Origin of the sequence: Dactylosporangium sp. NPDC051485, assembly GCF_040682015.1 — a bacterium.
Classification (GTDB): Bacteria; Actinomycetota; Actinomycetes; order Mycobacteriales; family Micromonosporaceae; genus Dactylosporangium.
This window is the reverse complement of sequence record NZ_JBFAZW010000046.1, coordinates 1-15,544: the sequence shown is the minus strand read 5'-3', so window position 1 is coordinate 15,544 and position 15,544 is coordinate 1. Positions and strand designations below refer to the sequence as shown.

The following is a 15,544-nucleotide window of genomic DNA, read 5'->3' as shown; positions in this document are numbered from 1 at the left end:
GGCCGCTACGCCGAGCGGGCGGCGAGCCACTCGCCGAACTTCGAGGCGTCGATGCGCTCGTCGTGGACCCCCGCCGCGGCGTCCGACGCCAGCCAGACGATGGGCGGACCCATCACCGACGGGTCCAGGAACGTGCGGCCGGTCGCGAACGCGTCGGGCGGCAGCATCCCGGTCGCCGTCGGGCCGCCGGGCAGCAGCAGGTTGACCGTCACGCCCGAGTCGCGCAGCTCCGCGGCCATGATGCGGGACAGGGACTCGCTGGCGGCGCGGGACGGGCCGTACGGGACGAAGCCGGCGCGGGTCATCGTCGACTCGCTCACCGCGACGTTGACGATGCGCCCGCCGCCGCGCGACAGCAGCCGCGGGGTCACCTCACGGGCCATCAGGAAGTAGCCCGTCAGGTTGGTGTCCAGCACGGCCCGGAAGCCGGCCGGGTCGACCTGCCAGAACGGCCGCGGTTCGGTCATGAAGCGCGGGTTGACGCTGCGCATGCCCAGCCCCGCGTTGTTGACGAGCATGTCCAGGCCGCCCAGGCGGGTCCAGGCCGCGTCGACCGCGCGGGCCACGGAGCGCTCGTCGCGCACGTCGAGCGCGAGGCCGACGGCGCCGGGCAGCGGGGCGGCGGCCGCCCTCGCCCGCCCGCCGTCGCGGCCGGTGAGGGCGACCCGGGCGCCGGCGGCGGCCAGCGCTGTGGCCATGGCCAGGCCGAGGCCGCCGGTCGCGCCGGTGATCAGCACCCGTGGGACGCTCATGCGGCCGACGCTAAGGATTCGAGCGCGCTCGAAGTCAAGCGCGCTGCGCCGGCTGCGCCGGCTGCGCCGGCTGCGCCAGGAACGATCGCAGGATGGGCAGGACCGCTCCCGCCTGCATCGCCCCCATGTGATCGAGCCCGTCGAGGACCCGGACCTGCCAGCCGAGCGCCTCGAGGTCGGCCCGCCCGTCGATCAGCGGGCGGGCCATGCTCACGTGGACGCCGCCCCACCGCTCGTCGTAGTCGATCTCGTCGGCCGACCCGGCGAAGACCAGCCGCGGGCAGCGCAGCCGTTGCAGGGCGGCCCGCTCGTCGAAGCCCTGCAGGGCCTCGTACAGCGTCACGAACTGCCGGGTCTGCCCCTCCGACAGCGTCACCTCGGCCGTGGACCAGTCCGCGTCGGCCGCCGCGGGCTTGCGGTCCCTCGGCTGCCCGGTCGCGTTCGACACGGCCCTCGCATGGGTCGCGGTGGTCACCTTCAGCATCTCGGCCTGCGGGCCGCCCAGCGGCGGGTAGCCGCCCATCGCCAGGGCGGCGACCCGCTCGGTCCGCAGGGCGAGGTGCAGCCCGGCCAGGGCCAGCCACGAGTATCCGTAGTAGGCGAACCGGTCCACCCCGGCGGCGTCGGCCACGGCGGTGACGTCGGCGGCGACGTTCGCGGGCGTGAGGGTGTCCGGCTTCGGTACGGCGAGCACGTGCCCCTCGTAGTCGAACGCCACGACGGTGAAGGCGTCGGCCAGCCCGTCGATGAGGGTGCGGCCGAGCGCCGGGTCGGCGCCCCACCGGCGCAGTTCCTCGGCCCCCGCACCCTCGATCGGGACGGGGTTGACGGGCAGCAGCACGGCGGGCCCGGCGCCGTGCACCTCCACGCCGATCGTGCTGCCGTCGTGCAGTCGTACCTGTTCCGCGATAGCCATGACCTCTACTGTATCGTTGAACCTGGTAGTGAAGGTCGTACCCGCGCTGTGCTGGAGGAGTGGGCCTGAAGCCTCAAACGGTGGTACACCGCCCGGTCGACCTCGCGCGGGAGCACGGCATCTCGCCGCAGACCGTGCGCAACTACGAGCGCGACGGCGTCATCCCGCCGGCCGAGCGCACCGCCAGCGGCTACCGCAGGTATACGGCGGTCCACGCTTGCGCGCTGCGGGCCTACCTGGCGCTGGTGCCCGCCCACGGCTACGCGACCGCCGGCGACGTCATGCGGGCCATCGCCGCCGGCGAGCCCGACGCCGCGCTGCGCGCCATCGACGGCAGCCACGCCCAGCTGCTGCGCGACCGCGAGACGCTGGACGGCGTGGAGGCCGCCGCGCACCTGCTGGCCGGGTCGCCGCCGTCCCCGCCGGCGTCCGGTCCGCAGCTGCCGATCGGCGCGCTGGCCCACCGGCTCGGCGTGCGCCCGGCGACCCTGCGCAAGTGGGAGCGGGCCGGCATCCTGCGCCCGGTCCGCGACTCCTCGACCCGGCAGCGGGCCTACCGGGCCGAGGACGTGCGCGACGCCGAGCTGGCCCACCTGCTGCGCCGGGGCGGCTACCTGCTGCGCCCCATCGCCGCCGTGGTCGAGCAGGTCCGCACGGCCGGCGGCACCGAGCACCTCGCCGACCTGCTGCACACCTGGCGGGCCCGCCACGCCGCGAGGGGCCGCGCGATGCTCACCGCGGCCGCCCGCCTCGAGGAGTATCTCCGCGTGCTCGGTCCGGGCGGGGCGCCCGCCGGCGGGTGACCGCGACGGGTATCGGCCGCTCGCCGTCCGCGGCTACGCCGGGTGTCCGGCCAGGTCACCGGCCTGGGCGGCGGCCACGATCAGGGACTCGATCTGGCGCAGGCCGGCCTCCAGCATCGGCGGGGAGACGGCCGTGGTGTCGACCCGCCACGTCAGCTCGAGACCCTCCTCCGCCGCGTCGACGTGCAGGAACGAGGTCGCGTTGAACTCGTCCGAGCGGGGGCCCCAGCGCAGCCGCGAGGCCGGCAGCGCGGCGCTGATCTCGCGCGGGGACGGCGGCGGCCCGTCGGCGCCGCCCCGGGCGGCCGAGCGGCGGCGGTCGTTGAAGTAGCAGAGGGTGTCCAGCTCCTCGCCGCGCTCCTGGCCGACCCGCTCGACCAGCGCCCACAGGTCCTTCGGGTGGTAGTAGGCGTGCATGCCGGCGGCCAGCTGGGCGCTCCAGGCACGGGCGACGACCTCGTCGAAGGGGGCGGCAGCCTCGTTGAGGGAGGCGGGAGAATCGTTGAGGGAGGCCGGAGACGTGTCGATGACGGCCAGGCCGGCCTGGGCGAGGTTGCTCACCGAGGCGGCGAAGCCGGGGCGGAAGCGGTTGCTGACCACGATCCGGAACGCGCCGACGGGCTGGCCGGAGAGGCTGGCCAGCATCGACGCGTAGGCGGCGAGCAGCACCGTGCCGGAGTGGACCTTCGTGCGGCCGGCGACGGCGGCCAGGGCCAGGTCGGTCGCCGGGGTGGTCAGGGTCGCCTCGTGCCAGCGCTCGCCGGCCGGCTCCAGGCGGCGGGGGAAGCGGCGGGGGGCGATGGCGCGCAGGTGCCGCTCCCAGTAGCGCAGCGACGCCTCGTGCGCCCGCCGGGCCGGCCGCCCCCGCTGGGCGCGGGTCAGGTCCAGGGGCTGGATGCCCTCCACCGGGGCGAGCGCGGCGCCGGTGTCCGGGTCGAGGTTGGCCAGGTCGGCGACGAGGGCCTCGAAGCCGTACCCGTCGATGACCATGTGGCAGTAGAGCGCGACGAGGTGCAGGGCCCGCTCGCCGTCGGCGACGACCGCCATCCGTACCGGCCAGTCGGCCCACGGGTCCCACGGGGCCTTCTCGTAGCGCTCGCGGATCTCCTCGGGCGAGTCGCCGGCGGCGTAGACCTCGAGCGTGACCTCGCCGGCCGGGGCGAGGCACTGCCGCGGCGGGCCGTCGCCGTCCGGGACCAGCCGGGTGCGCAGCGACTGGTGCCGGCCCATGATGAAGCCCAGCATCGTCGCGATGTACCGCACGGTGGTCCCCTCGGCGAGCGCCATGGTGCCGCCCGCCCATTCCGTGGCCTCGACGACCTGCATTGAGCGCCAGGCCGCGAACTGGCCCCAGGTCAGCTCCTCGGTGCCCTCTCCGTCGCCCTTGAATGGCACCGTGACGCGATCGATCAGCGACATGCGTGGTCCTTTTCGCAGTACGGGGGGAGGGTGTGCGCCGGCGGCGTTCGGACGAGCCGCCGGCACAGCATCGAGGTGACCTCTGCTCACTCAGAGCGTGCGCACGGACTTCATGGCGGCCTCCTTCCCCGGGTGCGGGTAGGTCTTCATGCGAACACTATCGATGTCCGAGCCCGGCGCAATACCCTTCGCCCTTCGAAAGAGGTCAATTGATGGGAATGTCCGAAGTATTTATGGTGACCCATTGGTAATGAAGGGTCGGGGTTAGGGTCCGAACGAGGGGGCGGGCCGGTTGAGAATGTCCGCCCCGCCGGTTCGCGAGACATTTCGTACTGGTCCGGTTTGCCGCGAGTCGCCGGCCGTTACGGGTGGCCGGCGACCGCGTGCGGCTGACCTTGCGGCCGCCCTCGCCCCTCAGCGGGATCCGGCGAGGGCCGCGGCCAGGGCGTCGAGCACCGCCGTGAGGCCGTACTCGAACTCGTCGCCGAACGCGTAGCCGGGCCGCAGGATGTGCTCGGTCGCCATCTCGACCAGGTGCGGGTACTCGCCCGCGGCGAAGCCCGCCATGATGGCCTCGGTCGCCGCGGTGGTCTCCTCCGGCGCCCGCAGCGGCTGGGCCGCCTCCTGGATGACGAAGCCGTAGATGAAGCTGTCGAGCAGCGCGAAGGCGTGCGCGGTCAGCGGCACCGGGAAGCCGCCCGCGCGCAGCGTGCCGATCGTCGCGTCGTGGTGGCGCAGGGTCGCCGGACCCGGACTGGTCCGCGACTCGAGCAGGGCCACCGCCCAGGGGTGGCGCACGAGCACCGCCCGGGCGGAGCGCGCCCGCCGGACCATCTCGCCGCGCCACTCGCGGCCGGGCTCCGGCAGGTCGATCTCGGCGAACACGAGGTCGACGATGCCGTCCAGGATCTCGTCCTTGCCGGCGACGTGGTGGTACACGGACATCGGCTTGACCCCGAGCGAGGCGGCCAGGGACCGGATGGTCAGGTCGGCGAGGCCCCCGCCGTCGGCGACGGCCATGGCGGCGCGCAGCACCCGCTCGCGGTCCAGGGGCGCACGGCGGCCCGGCCGAATCGTCTGTTCGTCCATATCGGGGACGACCATACCATCGGCCGTACTTAGTACGGTACGCTCCGGCCGTACTAAGTACGGTTGCCCTGGGGAGGGACGACACCATGTCACCGAAGACGACCGGCCGCATCGTCGGCGCGCTCTACCTGCTGGCCTTCCTGGCGTACGGCGGGGGAGGCGCGCTCGCCATCGACGCCCACGGGCCGCGGCTGTCCGCCGGCGCGGTCCTGATGCTGCTCAACTCGGTCATCGTCGTGGCCACCGCCGTCCTCGTGTTCCCGCTGCTGCGCCCGCGCGGCGAGGGCGCCGCCGCCGGCTACCTCGCCGGCCGCACGGTCGAGTCGGCCCTGTGCGCCGTGGGCGTGGCGCTGCTGCTGACCCAGTCGGCGACGGCCGCGCCCGAGGTGCGCGAACTGCTGCGGGCCGGCAACGACTCCGCGTACCAGATCGGCATGCTCGCGGCGGGCTCGGCCGGCATCGTGTTCTGCCGCGCGCTGCTGCGCACCGGCCTCGTCCCGCGCTGGCTCGCCGGGTGGGGCCTGGCCGGCTATCCGCTGCTGCAGGCCGGCGCCGTCTGCGAGCTCTTCGGCCGGCACCTGGGCGTCGCCTTCAGCGTCCCCGGTGGCCTGTTCGAGGTGACGCTGGGCGTGCTGCTGCTGGCGCGCGGGTTCCGCGCGGCCGCACCGGGCCGGGCCGGGGTCGCCGCGGCGTACGCCTGAGCGGCCGGCAAGTCCGCCGCCGGGCGCGGGCGGCTGTTCGGGCAGGTCGAGGGCACCATCGACAAACCCCTGTTGCCGGCCGGCCGGGCGTACGACAGCCACGAGGTGCGGCTGCCCGTGTGGTCCGCCTGATGGGACGACTAACATGGCAGCGGTGCCACACGTTCGTGACGATCTCGTTGCCCGCTTGAGCCACGCCGGCGTGAGCGATGTGCTCACCGATGCGGCCCACCGCGCCGCCTACGGCAGCGACGCCTCGCTCTACCGGGTGGTGCCCCGGGCCGTGGTGCGGCCCCGCTCCGAGGACGACGTGGCGGCCACGCTCGAGGTGTGCCGGACGCTCGGGGTGCCGATCACCGCCCGCGGGGCGGGCACCTCCGTGGCCGGCAACGCCATCGGCCCCGGCGTGATCCTCGACTTCAGCCGGCACCTGGACAAGGTCCTCGACGTCGACCCGGCGAGCCGCACCGCCCGGGTGCAGGCCGGCACCGTGCACGCCACCCTGCAGGCCGCCGCCCGGCCGCACGGGCTGCGCTTCGGCCCCGACCCGTCGACCCACACCCGCTGCACGATCGGCGGGATGATCGGCAACAACTCGTGCGGGTCGCGGACCCTCGGCTACGGCCGCACCTCGGACAACGTCGTCGGCGTCGACGCGCTCACCATCGGCGGCGAGCGGCTGTCCACCGGCCGGGACGAGCGGGACCGCCCCACCCTGGAGGGCGCCAAGGGCATCGCCGACGCCCTGCAGGGCCTCGTGGGGGCCGGCCTGGCCGTCGCCCGGACCGAGTTCGCCACCTTCCCGCGGCAGGTCTCCGGCTACGCGGTCGAGCACCTGCTGCCCGAGCGCGGCTTCGACCTCACCGGCCTGCTCGTCGGCAGCGAGGGCACCCTCGCCGTGGTGACCGAGGCCACCGTCCGGCTCGTCGTCGACCCGGCGCACCGGCTGCTGGTGGTGCTGGGCTATCCCGACTTCGGTACCGCGGGCGACGCCGTGCCCACCATCCTCACCTTCGCCCCGACCGCCTGCGAGGGCATCGACTCGCGCATCGTCGACGTCGTGCGCTCCCGGCGCGGCCCCGACGCCGTGCCCCCGCTGCCCGGCGGCCGCTCGTGGCTGTTCGTCGAGATCGCCGACGACGACCTCGGCGCCGCCCGGGAGCGGGCCGAGCGCCTCGCCGCCGCGGCCGGCGCGATCGACTCCCTGATCGTCGAGGACCCGGCGAAGGCGGCGCCGCTGTGGCGCATCCGCGAGGACGGCGCCGGGCTGGCCGGCCGCGCCCCCTCGGGGCTGCCCGCGCACGGCGGCTGGGAGGACGCCGCCGTCCCGCCCGCGCGCATCGGCGACTACCTGCGCGACTTCGACGCCCTGTGCGAGCAGCACGGGCTGAGCAACATGCCGTACGGCCACCTGGGCGACGGCTGCGTGCACGTCCGCCTCGACTTCCCGCTGGACAAGCCGGGCGGCACCGGGAAGTTCCGGGCGTTCCTCGAGGACGCCGCCGACCTGGTGGTCAGCTACGGCGGGTCGCTGTCGGGGGAGCACGGCGACGGGCGGGCCCGCAGCGAGCTGCTGGCGCGGATGTACTCCCCGGAGGCGATCGAGCTGTTCCGCGGGATCAAGCACGCCTTCGACCCCGCCAACCTGCTCAACCCGGGCGTGCTCGTCGACCCCGACCCGGTCGACGCGTCCATCCGGGTCGCCGCCGCCCGCCCGGTGAAGGCGAAGCTGGCGCTGGCCTACCACTCCGACCACGGCGACTTCAACCAGGCGGTGCACCGCTGCACGGGCGTGGGCAAGTGCCGCGCCGACACCAGGGTCCTCGGCGGCGTCATGTGCCCGTCGTTCCTGGCCACCCGGGCCGAGAAGGACTCCACCCGGGGCCGGGCCCGGGTGCTGCAGGAGATGCTCGACGGCGACCTCGCCCCCGACTGGCGGGCCCCGGCCGTGCACGACGCCCTCGACCTGTGCCTGTCCTGCAAGGGCTGCGCGTCGGACTGCCCGACCGGCATCGACATGGCCGCCTACAAGTCCGAGGTGCTGCACCAGAGCTACCGCCGCCGGCTGCGGCCCCGCTCGCACTACTCGCTGGGCTGGCTGCCCCGCTGGTCCCGGCTGGCCTCCCGGCTGCCGCGGCTGGCCAACCGGCTCACCGCCGCGCCGGGGATGCGCCGGGTCGCGCTCTGGTTCGCCGGGGTCGACGCCCGCCGGGCCGTCCCCGCGTTCGCGCCGCAGACGTTCCGGCGGTGGTTCCGCGGTACCGCGAAGACCTCCGGCAAGCCCGTCATGCTCTTCGTCGACAGCTTCACGGACCATTTCGCGCCCGACGTCGCCAAGGCGGCCGTCGAGGTGCTCGCCGCGGCCGGCTACGCGGTGGAGGTCACCAGCGACCCGGTCTGCTGCGGCCTCACCTGGATCAGCACCGGCCAGCTGGACGCCGCCAAGCGCATCCTCGCCACCACGGTCGAGCGGCTGCGCGACGCCGCCGCCCGCGGGGTGCCGATCGTGGGCCTGGAGCCGTCCTGCACCGGCGTGCTGCGCAGCGACCTGCTCGAGCTGCTCGACTCCGACGACGCCCGGGCGGTCAGCCGGGCCACCGTCACCGTCGCCGAGCTGCTCGCGCGGACCCCGGACTGGTCCCCGCCGTCCCTCGAAGGGGTGAAGGTGGTCGCCCAGCCGCACTGCCACCACCACGCCGTCATGGGCTGGGAGGCCGACGCGAAGCTGCTGAAGGCGGCCGGCGCCACCGTGCAGCGCCTCGGCGGCTGCTGCGGGCTGGCCGGCAACTTCGGCGTCGAGCGCGGGCACTACGAGGTGTCGGTGCAGGTGGCCGAGCAGCAGCTGCTGCCGGCGCTGCGGGGCGCGCAGGAGGGGGACGTGTTCCTGGCCGACGGGTTCTCGTGCCGCACCCAGGCGGCCGACCTCGCCCAGGTGGACGGCCGTCACCTGGTCCAGGTGCTCGCCGAGGCCCTGCGCGCCGAGCGCGCCTGACCGGCACTCCCCGGAACGTATGGAGACCGGCATCCACGGGGGAAGATGCCGGTCTCGCACGTAACGATAGTGGCTCGGCGCGGGTTTGCGCCAGGGCTGATTTCCGACATCCTGCGGCGGACGGGGCTGGCCGCTACGCGGGGATCCGGCCGGGCAGGTGACGGGGGCCGTCGGTGCGCAGCCCGGTGGTCCAGCGCACGCCGGAGGCGTCGACCGGCTCGCCGGGGCAGCGGTGCGGGCCGTGGCCGAACGGGAAGTCGCGCAGCGAGTACGGCACGGTCTGCCCGGCGTGGATCGTGGCCGGACCGGCGAGCCGGACCGGCTCAGCCGACGTACGGGGAACGGTCCAGGGCGTACGCCACCCGGCACAGCCACTCCGCCTCGGCGTCGGCGTCGTCGGCCACCGGCGGCTCGGGCGCCTGCGCCGAGGGGTCCGCCCCGTCGGGCTCGGCTGTCCACCGTGGAGCGAGGTGCAGGGCGGGGGCGATGCGGGCGGCCTCGGCGACGGCGGCCAGTTCCTCGGGCGGCAGGCCGGCGGCCGCGGCCCGGGCGCGGGCCCGCGCGGCGGCGGGCTCGCTGAACCCGGGGCGGGCGGCCAGCAGGCCGTCGCGGATCTCGATGACCCGGCGATACAGCCGCTCGTCCAGCCGCCGCGGGTCCCAGCGGTCGAGGCGGCCGGTCCGCGGGTCCAGCACGACCGCGGGCTTGGCGTCGCGGACCGCCCGCCACAGCGGCTCCAGGCGGCGGTACCGGCGCCACCGGACCACCGCCGCCTCGACGTCCGGCGCCCAGGCGGGCAGGCTGGAGCTCACCGCGATGAGGATCGCGCCCACGCAGGCGATCGCCGGCGCCCACAGGATGTTGACCAGGTCCAGCGCGTCGCTGCCCAGCCAGCGGGCCACGATCGAGACCATCTTGCCGGCCGCGTAGGCGAGGCCGAGGCCGGCGCCGACGGCGTTGAGGACCAGGCCGCGGCGCAGCCAGCGTTGCGTCACGACCCGGGAGAACCGCCACGTCATCCGGGCCGACAGGGCCAGGCCGACGGCGAACGCGGTCAGGTAGAGGACCAGGAACGCGGCGGTGCTCCACTGCCGCGCGAAGGTCACGTCGAAGTCGATGGCGTGCTCGCCCTGGTGGGAGGCGGCGAGGAACAGGGCGACCGTCGCGGCCATCACGACGCCGAACCCGGTCAGGCGCCACCGGACCGCGGCGCGGGCCGTCGCGGCGGGGCGGGACCACAGCAGCAACAGCACCTGGGCGGTGACGCTGTTGGCGACCATCAGGACGTACACCATGAGGCTCGCGAGATTGTCGACGCCCGTGAGCCGGTCGAAGGCCAGGTAGACCGCCGGGATGGCGAAGGTGAACGACAGCGCGGGGAAGAGGCGGGCCACGGTGAGCGCGATGAGCGCCGGGTTGGCCGGGTCGCGGCGCAGGTCGCGCACCTTGTAGACGGCCGTGGCGTAGCCCGCGAGCGCGCACAGCGAGTACGCGACGTTGAAGAACGCGATCATCGGCGCTCGAGCGAGCGGCGCAGGCGGTCGACGACGTCGGCGACCTCGGACGGGGGCGCCTGCCCGGCGCCGCGCAGCGGGCGCTGGATGCGCTTGGAGAGGATGTCGGCGGCGACCTCGGCCTCGCGCTCGGCGTCCTCGTCGAACCAGGTGCGGGCCATCAGCCGCTGTACCGTGGCCGGCTCCAGGTGCGGCATGAGCGCGCTGGTCGCGTCGTCGGTCAGCACCTTGGTCGAGGAGTGCTCGAGCAGCACGTGGGCCAGCTCGTGCAGCACGATGTGGGTGCGGTGGGTCGGCGAGGTGGTCGCCTCGTAGACGATGTAGTCGGCGGTGCCGGTGGCCACCCACAGCCCGCACGGGCCGCCGGACGGCAGCGGCATGGCCAGCATGGTCAGGGGGCGTTGCCTGGTCGTGCTGAGCGACGCGCAGAGGCGTTCGACGGTGAGTGGCTCGGGCAGCGCCATCGCGTCGAGCGTGCGCTCGAGCCGGCCGCGCAGGCTTCGGAGGGTCACGTCGGGGGCGTCCTTCGGGTCCGGCGGGGGTTCGCTGCCACTGCTCGATGCCGATGCTCGCGGCCGGCCTGCCGCTGCTTACGGTTGGCCTGCCGCGGGGGTCGGCGCGGTCCGCTTCATGGCTCGCCGAGGTCCGGCCCGGCGGGACCGCCGCGCTGCGCCTGGCCGGAGGTGCCACGCTGCGCGGCCCGGCCGGACTGCTCCATCTCCAGGATCGTGTTCACGATCTGCAGCACCGAGCGCAGGCCGTTGTCGGACAGGCCGCGGGTGCGCACCACGAGCGTGCGGGCCTCGTCGCTCTCGCGGATGCGGGCCAGCGCCGCGGCCAGTTCGACCTCGGCCGCCACGTCCTCGGCGGCCGCGTCGCGCGTGAGGTACGCCACGTCGACGCCGAAGAACCGGGCCAGCGCGGTGAGGGTGCCGAGCTTCGGGTTGGTCTCCGTGCCGTTGCGGATGTTGGCGATCGCGGTGTGCGAGATCGACGTGTCGCCACGCTCGGTGATCGCCCGGGCCACAGCCCGGTGCGTGAACTCCTCGTCGCCGTTGCGGATCGTGCGAAACAGGTAGTCCAGCCGGCTCGCCAGGGTCCGCCCCGGCTGCGCGGCGCGGTCCTCGCCAGTCGACATGCGGCATCCTCCAAACGGCGTGGCATGCAGCTTCGCACGTCGATGTCGACCGGCTCAAGCGGTTGACAGCGCGGCCGACCGGTCACATATAGTCGGGCCGCTTGTCATTCCGCACCGGGGTGGCAACTGCAGTTACCGCCCGAGGCGGGCAACGGGGGAATGCCGGGCGCGTCCGCGCGCGTCCGGCGTTCACATCTCGCCCTACTGGCGGGCGGCCACCACGGCGGCGCGGAGCCTCTCGCGGAACTCGTGGCCGGCCGGGTCGTCGCCGAGGCCGACGTAGTACGACGCGACGTCATTGCCGACGTTCCAGCGCGACTCGACCCGCATGCCGCTGTCGACGACCAGCCGCGGGTCGTCGGCGCCGATCCGCGAGATGTCGGCCAGCCGCGTCGACATCACCACGACCCCGCGCTCGGCCCCGGTGGTGACCACGACGAGGGCCTGCGGCAGCAGCAGCGCCACGGTGCGGTGCTCCTTCTCCGAGCGCCCGGCCAGCCGCCCGAACAGCCCGCCCTTGCGCTTCAGGTTCACCGAGTGCGTGTCCACCGCCGCGACCGGCCGCACCGGGCCGAGCAACCGCTCGTCGGCGTGCTGCTCGATGGCGGCGCGCAGGGCCGGGTCGAGGTCGTCGTAGGAGATGCTCCGGCTGGTCCGGTCGTAGAGGCGCTGCGTCACGCCCAGATCATGATGGACGCGACCGTCCGCCGCCGTCGTCGATCGGACAGGGAGATCGACGGTTCACGGACCGGCGCGGGCCGCCAACCCCGGGAACCGGCCGCCGTGTCGCCATCGCACGACCAGAAGTCCCCAGGGGCGGGGCAACGGCCGCCCGGCCGGAGGGTTTCGGGCCGCCTCGGGCCGGGCATCACCACCCGCATGCGATTGATGACCCTGGCGGCCGGCGTGGCCGTGGGATATGTGCTCGGCACGCGGGCCGGGCGGGCGAAATACGAGCAGATCGTGGACGGCATGCGGCAGGTGCGGGCCAACCCGAGCCTGGAGCAGGTGCAGCGCACCGTCCGGGAGGTCGCGAACGCGCCGCAGCAACCGACCGCGCCGGTCGGCCCGGCCGCGGAGCCGAACCGAGCCCCGGCGGTCTGATCCAGCCGGTTCAGCCGGCGGGCGGCGGCCCCGCGGCGAGGCGGGGCTGCCACGGGTGGTCGGGGTGGACCATCGCCAGGGTCCCGGCCAGCCATCGGCGGCGGGCCGGGCTCAGGTGGGGCAGGGCCGCGGTGAAGTCGGCCTCGTCCTTGGGGCGCACGGCCTTGGCCTTGAACAGCAGGGCGACCTGAGGGGCGAGATACGGCACCCCGTCGGCGGAGTGCTCGATGATCTCGCGGTAGGGCAGGTGGATGCGCGGGTCGCGGCGGCTGATCCAGGTGTCGCCGTCGTGCGGCTCGCGGAACACGTCGAAGCGCCAGAGCATCGCCGAGCGCTCGCAGGCCCAGGTCTGGTGGCCGGTCCGCATGGCCTGCGGGGTCGGCTCCTGCAGGCCGCCGTCGTGGGCGACGTAGAAGTCGCAGTCGGGGAAGCGGGCCGCCACGGCGTCGAAGCGGGCGGCGGGCACGGCGATCTCCAGGTCCTCGTGCGAGCGGGTCGTGGTGCCCAGGAAGAGGTCGATGGCCCAGCCGCCGGCCACGTACCACGGGGTGTCGACGCCGGCCAGCCGCGCGGCGAGCGTCTGCGGCGGCCACGCGGCCCAGGCGTCCAGGCCCGGCATCGTCATCGCCGCGCCGCCAGCCACTCGAGGGACGCGCGGCCCAGCCCGGTCGCCATGGCGATCAGGTTGGGGTCCGCCCCCGGCCCGGCGGTGACGGCGAGCCGGACCAGGAAGCCGGCGTGGGCGGCCAGGAACGCGTCGACGGTCTCGGCCGGCAGGTCCGCCGTGAGCGGGTTGGCCCGGCGCAGGGCTCGGGGTCCAGGCCGCTGAGCACGGCGTTCGCCATCAGGGTGAGCACGTCGGCGTGGGCGGCGCCGACCCAGGCGTGCGGCCAGTCGACGACGTGCACACCGCCGGGGCCCGGCCGGTCGGGGTCGAGCAGGACGTTGAACGGGTACAGGTCGCCGTGCAGCAGGGTGTCGCCGGCCAGCGTCTCCGCGGCCGCCGCCTCGAGGGCGACCAGCTCGTCCAGGTGCTCGGCGGCCCACGGGGACACGCGGGCCAGGCCGGGCGCGCCCGTCAGGTCCGACCAGCCGCCGAGGCGCGGGCGGGCGGTCTCGGCCCGGGGGACCGGCGACGGCGTGAGGGTCGTGGCCAGGCCGGTCGCCGTGGCCAGGACCAGGCCGAGATCCGCCGGGCGCCAGGGCTGGGCCGGCAGGGCGCCGGTGACGTGCTCGAACAGCAGGGCGACCCAGGTGCCGTCGTCGTACGCGCCGAGCAGCCGCGGGACCGGGGCGGCGGCCGGGAGGCGGCTCGTGACGGCCTGCTCGCGGCGGTGGAAGCCGGCGACGGCCGGGGCGGTGGCGGCGCTGACCGCCTTGAGGAACACATCGCGGCCGGTGGCCAGGCGCAGGCGGGCGGCCACGCCCTCGGAGAAGCCGCCGGGCAGGCTCGTGGCTTCGGCGACCGGGGCGCCGAGCTGCGCCTCCAAGGCGGAGCGCACGTGGGCCGGCAAAGCCTCCCACGCGATGCGGCGGGTCCCGGTCGCCGGTGGCGTTGGTGGCATTCACCGCAGGCTACACGGACAGCACGCGGTCGAGGAGCTTGTGGTACTGCAGCACGGTGCCGCGCATGCCCTCGGTGCTGTCGGAGGTGCGGGCGCCGGCCCGGGCGAGCTCCTCCTCGCGGTCGTGGACGCTGTCCGCCAAGGCCTGCACGGCGTCGTCGATGATCTGCCGGGCCTCGGCCACGGTGGCCTTCGGATCCTCGACGAACTGGGTCTGCAGCTCGTGCCACCGCCGCCGGAACCCGTCGGCCCGCACGTCGGTCCAGAGGGGCGCCTCGGCGGGCGTCGTCGTGGGCGACGCCGACCCGGTGGGGGCCGACGGGGTGGGCTCGGGCGGAGTGTACGGCCGCGGCTGCGCCCCCGCGCCGCCGGCCGCCGTGGTCTCGATGGGGTCCTCGCGCATGGCGATCCCGCCTTCCGGACGATGGTTGCCAGGGGGTCATCCGGGCCGCGGTGCCGGGCCGCCGCCGCGCTGCTCGCCGAGCAGGTCGGCGAAGAGGACGCGGTAGTGCATCAGGGCCTGGCGCAGCTGCTCGGTCGAGGCCTGGCCGCGCTCGTTCACCTGGTTGATCTCGTGGGCGTCGCGGTAGTGGCCGAGGGTCTGCGCGTGCTCCACGCTCAGGTCCTCGGCCCGCGAGCCGAAGTCGCCCATCGGGTAGCCCTTCTCGGTCATCACCTCGGTCACGAGGTGGTCGGCCTCGCGGGTGGCCACCTCGGGCTCCTCGACGAAGTGCGCCTGGGTGCGTGCCCACTGCTCGGCGTACCACTCCCGCTTGTGCGGCTCGAGCTCGTGCAGCTCCAGCCCGGCGTGGCGGCGCTCCCGGGCCCGCAGGTCGCGCTCCGCCGCGCGCCGGCTGGGCTGCTCGGCGATCGCCCGGTCGTACTCCGGGCCGAAGCGCTCCCGCAGCGCGCGGGAGCGACGGTACCGACCGACAGCCATCATGGCGAACGCGATGACGATCAGGGCCAGCACGATGACGGCGAGCCAGGTTCCGTCGGACATGTCTGGAACGCTAGCCCGGCCCGCGGGAGGGCGCCCTCACCCCGCGCGGGCACGGCCGAACCGCTCGGACATGTCTGGAACGCTAGGCCGGCCCGCGGGAGGGCGCCCTCACCCCGCGCGGGCACGGCCGAACCGCTCGGACATGTCCGGAACGCTAGTCCGGCCCGCGGGAGGGCGCCCTCACCCCGCGCGGGCACGGCCGAACCGCCCGGAACCGGACGGGTCGGTTGATCGGCAGATCGCATCAGGGACGAACGGCCGCTGCTGATCCGGAACCCGGCCCCGTACCGTGCGGGCCATGAGGCTTGGGGTCGATCTCGGCACATCCCACACGGTCGCGGTGCTGGCCCGGCCCGGCGCTCGGGTCGACGCGCTGCTGTTCGACTCGTCGCCGCTGCTGCCCTCCGCGGTGTACGCCGACCGCTCCGGCGCCCTGCTCACCGGCCGCGACGCCGAGCGCAGCGCCCGGCTGGACCCGTCCGCGTTCGAGCCGCACCCGAAGCGGCGCATCGACGAGGGCGCGCTGCTGCTCGGCGGCCGGGAGGTGC

17 protein-coding genes and 1 pseudogene are annotated in these 15,544 nt (G+C 75.0%); 5 read left to right on the top strand and 13 right to left on the bottom strand.

The annotated features are described in order from the left end of the window. Nucleotides 1-5 precede the first annotated feature (5 nt). Together AB0M46_RS25230 and AB0M46_RS25225 are read right to left on the bottom strand one after the other, a co-directional pair. Nucleotides 6-752, bottom strand: coding sequence for an SDR family oxidoreductase (locus tag AB0M46_RS25230; RefSeq protein WP_363339569.1), 747 nt, complete (start codon nucleotides 750-752; stop codon nucleotides 6-8). A gap of 34 nt (nucleotides 753-786) precedes the next feature. Further along, nucleotides 787-1,668, bottom strand: a complete 882-nt coding sequence (locus AB0M46_RS25225) for an alpha/beta hydrolase (RefSeq protein WP_363339567.1) — start codon at nucleotides 1,666-1,668, stop codon at nucleotides 787-789. 59 nt (nucleotides 1,669-1,727) lie between these two features. On the opposite strand from AB0M46_RS25225, the gene AB0M46_RS25220 reads away from it, so the two are divergent. Next, nucleotides 1,728-2,471 carry a MerR family DNA-binding transcriptional regulator gene (locus tag AB0M46_RS25220; RefSeq protein WP_363339565.1) on the top strand — a complete coding sequence of 248 codons (744 nt, stop codon included), beginning with the start codon at nucleotides 1,728-1,730 and terminating at the stop codon, nucleotides 2,469-2,471. Between the two features lie 33 nt (nucleotides 2,472-2,504). Here AB0M46_RS25220 and AB0M46_RS25215 read toward each other — a convergent pair whose 3' ends face one another. Then, a complete protein-coding gene (locus AB0M46_RS25215; RefSeq protein ID WP_363339563.1) occupies nucleotides 2,505-3,890 on the bottom strand; it encodes a condensation domain-containing protein in 1,386 nt (461 codons plus the stop codon). 414 nt (nucleotides 3,891-4,304) lie between these two features. After that, nucleotides 4,305-4,979: a TetR/AcrR family transcriptional regulator C-terminal domain-containing protein gene (locus tag AB0M46_RS25210; protein WP_363339561.1), complete on the bottom strand. Its 675-nt coding sequence runs from the start codon at nucleotides 4,977-4,979 to the stop codon at nucleotides 4,305-4,307. 86 nt (nucleotides 4,980-5,065) lie between these two features. Here AB0M46_RS25210 and AB0M46_RS25205 point away from each other — a divergent pair, with 86 nt between their 5' ends. Together AB0M46_RS25205 and AB0M46_RS25200 are read left to right on the top strand one after the other, a co-directional pair. Then, on the top strand, nucleotides 5,066-5,680 hold the full coding sequence (locus AB0M46_RS25205; RefSeq protein ID WP_363339559.1) for a DUF4386 domain-containing protein: 615 nt from the start codon (nucleotides 5,066-5,068) through the stop codon (nucleotides 5,678-5,680). A 154-nt stretch (nucleotides 5,681-5,834) separates the two neighbouring features. Further along, complete coding sequence (locus tag AB0M46_RS25200; protein WP_363339557.1) at nucleotides 5,835-8,672, top strand: FAD-linked oxidase C-terminal domain-containing protein; 2,838 nt, start codon at nucleotides 5,835-5,837, stop codon at nucleotides 8,670-8,672. A gap of 133 nt (nucleotides 8,673-8,805) precedes the next feature. Here AB0M46_RS25200 and AB0M46_RS25195 read toward each other — a convergent pair whose 3' ends face one another. From AB0M46_RS25195 to AB0M46_RS25175, 5 genes are all read right to left on the bottom strand, one after another. Further along, nucleotides 8,806-8,949 carry a hypothetical protein gene (locus tag AB0M46_RS25195; RefSeq protein ID WP_363339555.1) on the bottom strand — a complete coding sequence of 48 codons (144 nt, stop codon included), beginning with the start codon at nucleotides 8,947-8,949 and terminating at the stop codon, nucleotides 8,806-8,808. Between the two features lie 46 nt (nucleotides 8,950-8,995). Next, the gene (locus AB0M46_RS25190; protein WP_363339553.1) at nucleotides 8,996-10,186 is read right to left on the bottom strand and encodes an MAB_1171c family putative transporter; all 1,191 of its coding nucleotides are present in this window, start codon (nucleotides 10,184-10,186) and stop codon (nucleotides 8,996-8,998) included. After that, a complete protein-coding gene (locus AB0M46_RS25185) occupies nucleotides 10,183-10,698 on the bottom strand; it encodes a hypothetical protein (RefSeq protein WP_363339551.1) in 516 nt (171 codons plus the stop codon). The genes AB0M46_RS25190 and AB0M46_RS25185 overlap by 4 nt, the downstream gene beginning before the upstream one ends. A gap of 116 nt (nucleotides 10,699-10,814) precedes the next feature. Next, the gene (locus AB0M46_RS25180) at nucleotides 10,815-11,324 is read right to left on the bottom strand and encodes a helix-turn-helix transcriptional regulator (protein WP_363339549.1); all 510 of its coding nucleotides are present in this window, start codon (nucleotides 11,322-11,324) and stop codon (nucleotides 10,815-10,817) included. 201 nt (nucleotides 11,325-11,525) lie between these two features. Further along, on the bottom strand, nucleotides 11,526-12,002 hold the full coding sequence (locus tag AB0M46_RS25175) for a hypothetical protein (RefSeq protein WP_363339547.1): 477 nt from the start codon (nucleotides 12,000-12,002) through the stop codon (nucleotides 11,526-11,528). Nucleotides 12,003-12,203: 201 nt separating this feature from the next. Between AB0M46_RS25175 and AB0M46_RS25170 the strand changes: the two genes are divergently transcribed. Continuing rightward, complete coding sequence (locus AB0M46_RS25170) at nucleotides 12,204-12,428, top strand: hypothetical protein (protein ID WP_363339545.1); 225 nt, start codon at nucleotides 12,204-12,206, stop codon at nucleotides 12,426-12,428. Between the two features lie 10 nt (nucleotides 12,429-12,438). Here AB0M46_RS25170 and AB0M46_RS25165 read toward each other — a convergent pair whose 3' ends face one another. The 4 genes from AB0M46_RS25165 to AB0M46_RS25150 are packed head-to-tail and all read right to left on the bottom strand — an operon-like array spanning nucleotide 12,439 to nucleotide 14,996. Next, nucleotides 12,439-13,053 (bottom strand): hypothetical protein, encoded by a 615-nt coding sequence (locus tag AB0M46_RS25165; RefSeq protein WP_363339543.1) that lies wholly within the window; start codon nucleotides 13,051-13,053, stop codon nucleotides 12,439-12,441. A 55-nt stretch (nucleotides 13,054-13,108) separates the two neighbouring features. Continuing rightward, on the bottom strand, nucleotides 13,109-13,993 hold the full coding sequence (locus AB0M46_RS25160) for a phosphotransferase (protein WP_363339541.1): 885 nt from the start codon (nucleotides 13,991-13,993) through the stop codon (nucleotides 13,109-13,111). Between the two features lie 10 nt (nucleotides 13,994-14,003). After that, the gene (locus AB0M46_RS25155; RefSeq protein ID WP_363339539.1) at nucleotides 14,004-14,396 is read right to left on the bottom strand and encodes a hypothetical protein; all 393 of its coding nucleotides are present in this window, start codon (nucleotides 14,394-14,396) and stop codon (nucleotides 14,004-14,006) included. 36 nt (nucleotides 14,397-14,432) lie between these two features. Beyond that, complete coding sequence (locus tag AB0M46_RS25150; protein ID WP_363339537.1) at nucleotides 14,433-14,996, bottom strand: hypothetical protein; 564 nt, start codon at nucleotides 14,994-14,996, stop codon at nucleotides 14,433-14,435. Nucleotides 14,997-15,294: 298 nt separating this feature from the next. On the opposite strand from AB0M46_RS25150, the pseudogene AB0M46_RS25145 reads away from it, so the two are divergent. Next, nucleotides 15,295-15,544, top strand: a pseudogene (locus AB0M46_RS25145) (Hsp70 family protein); the annotation flags it as partial.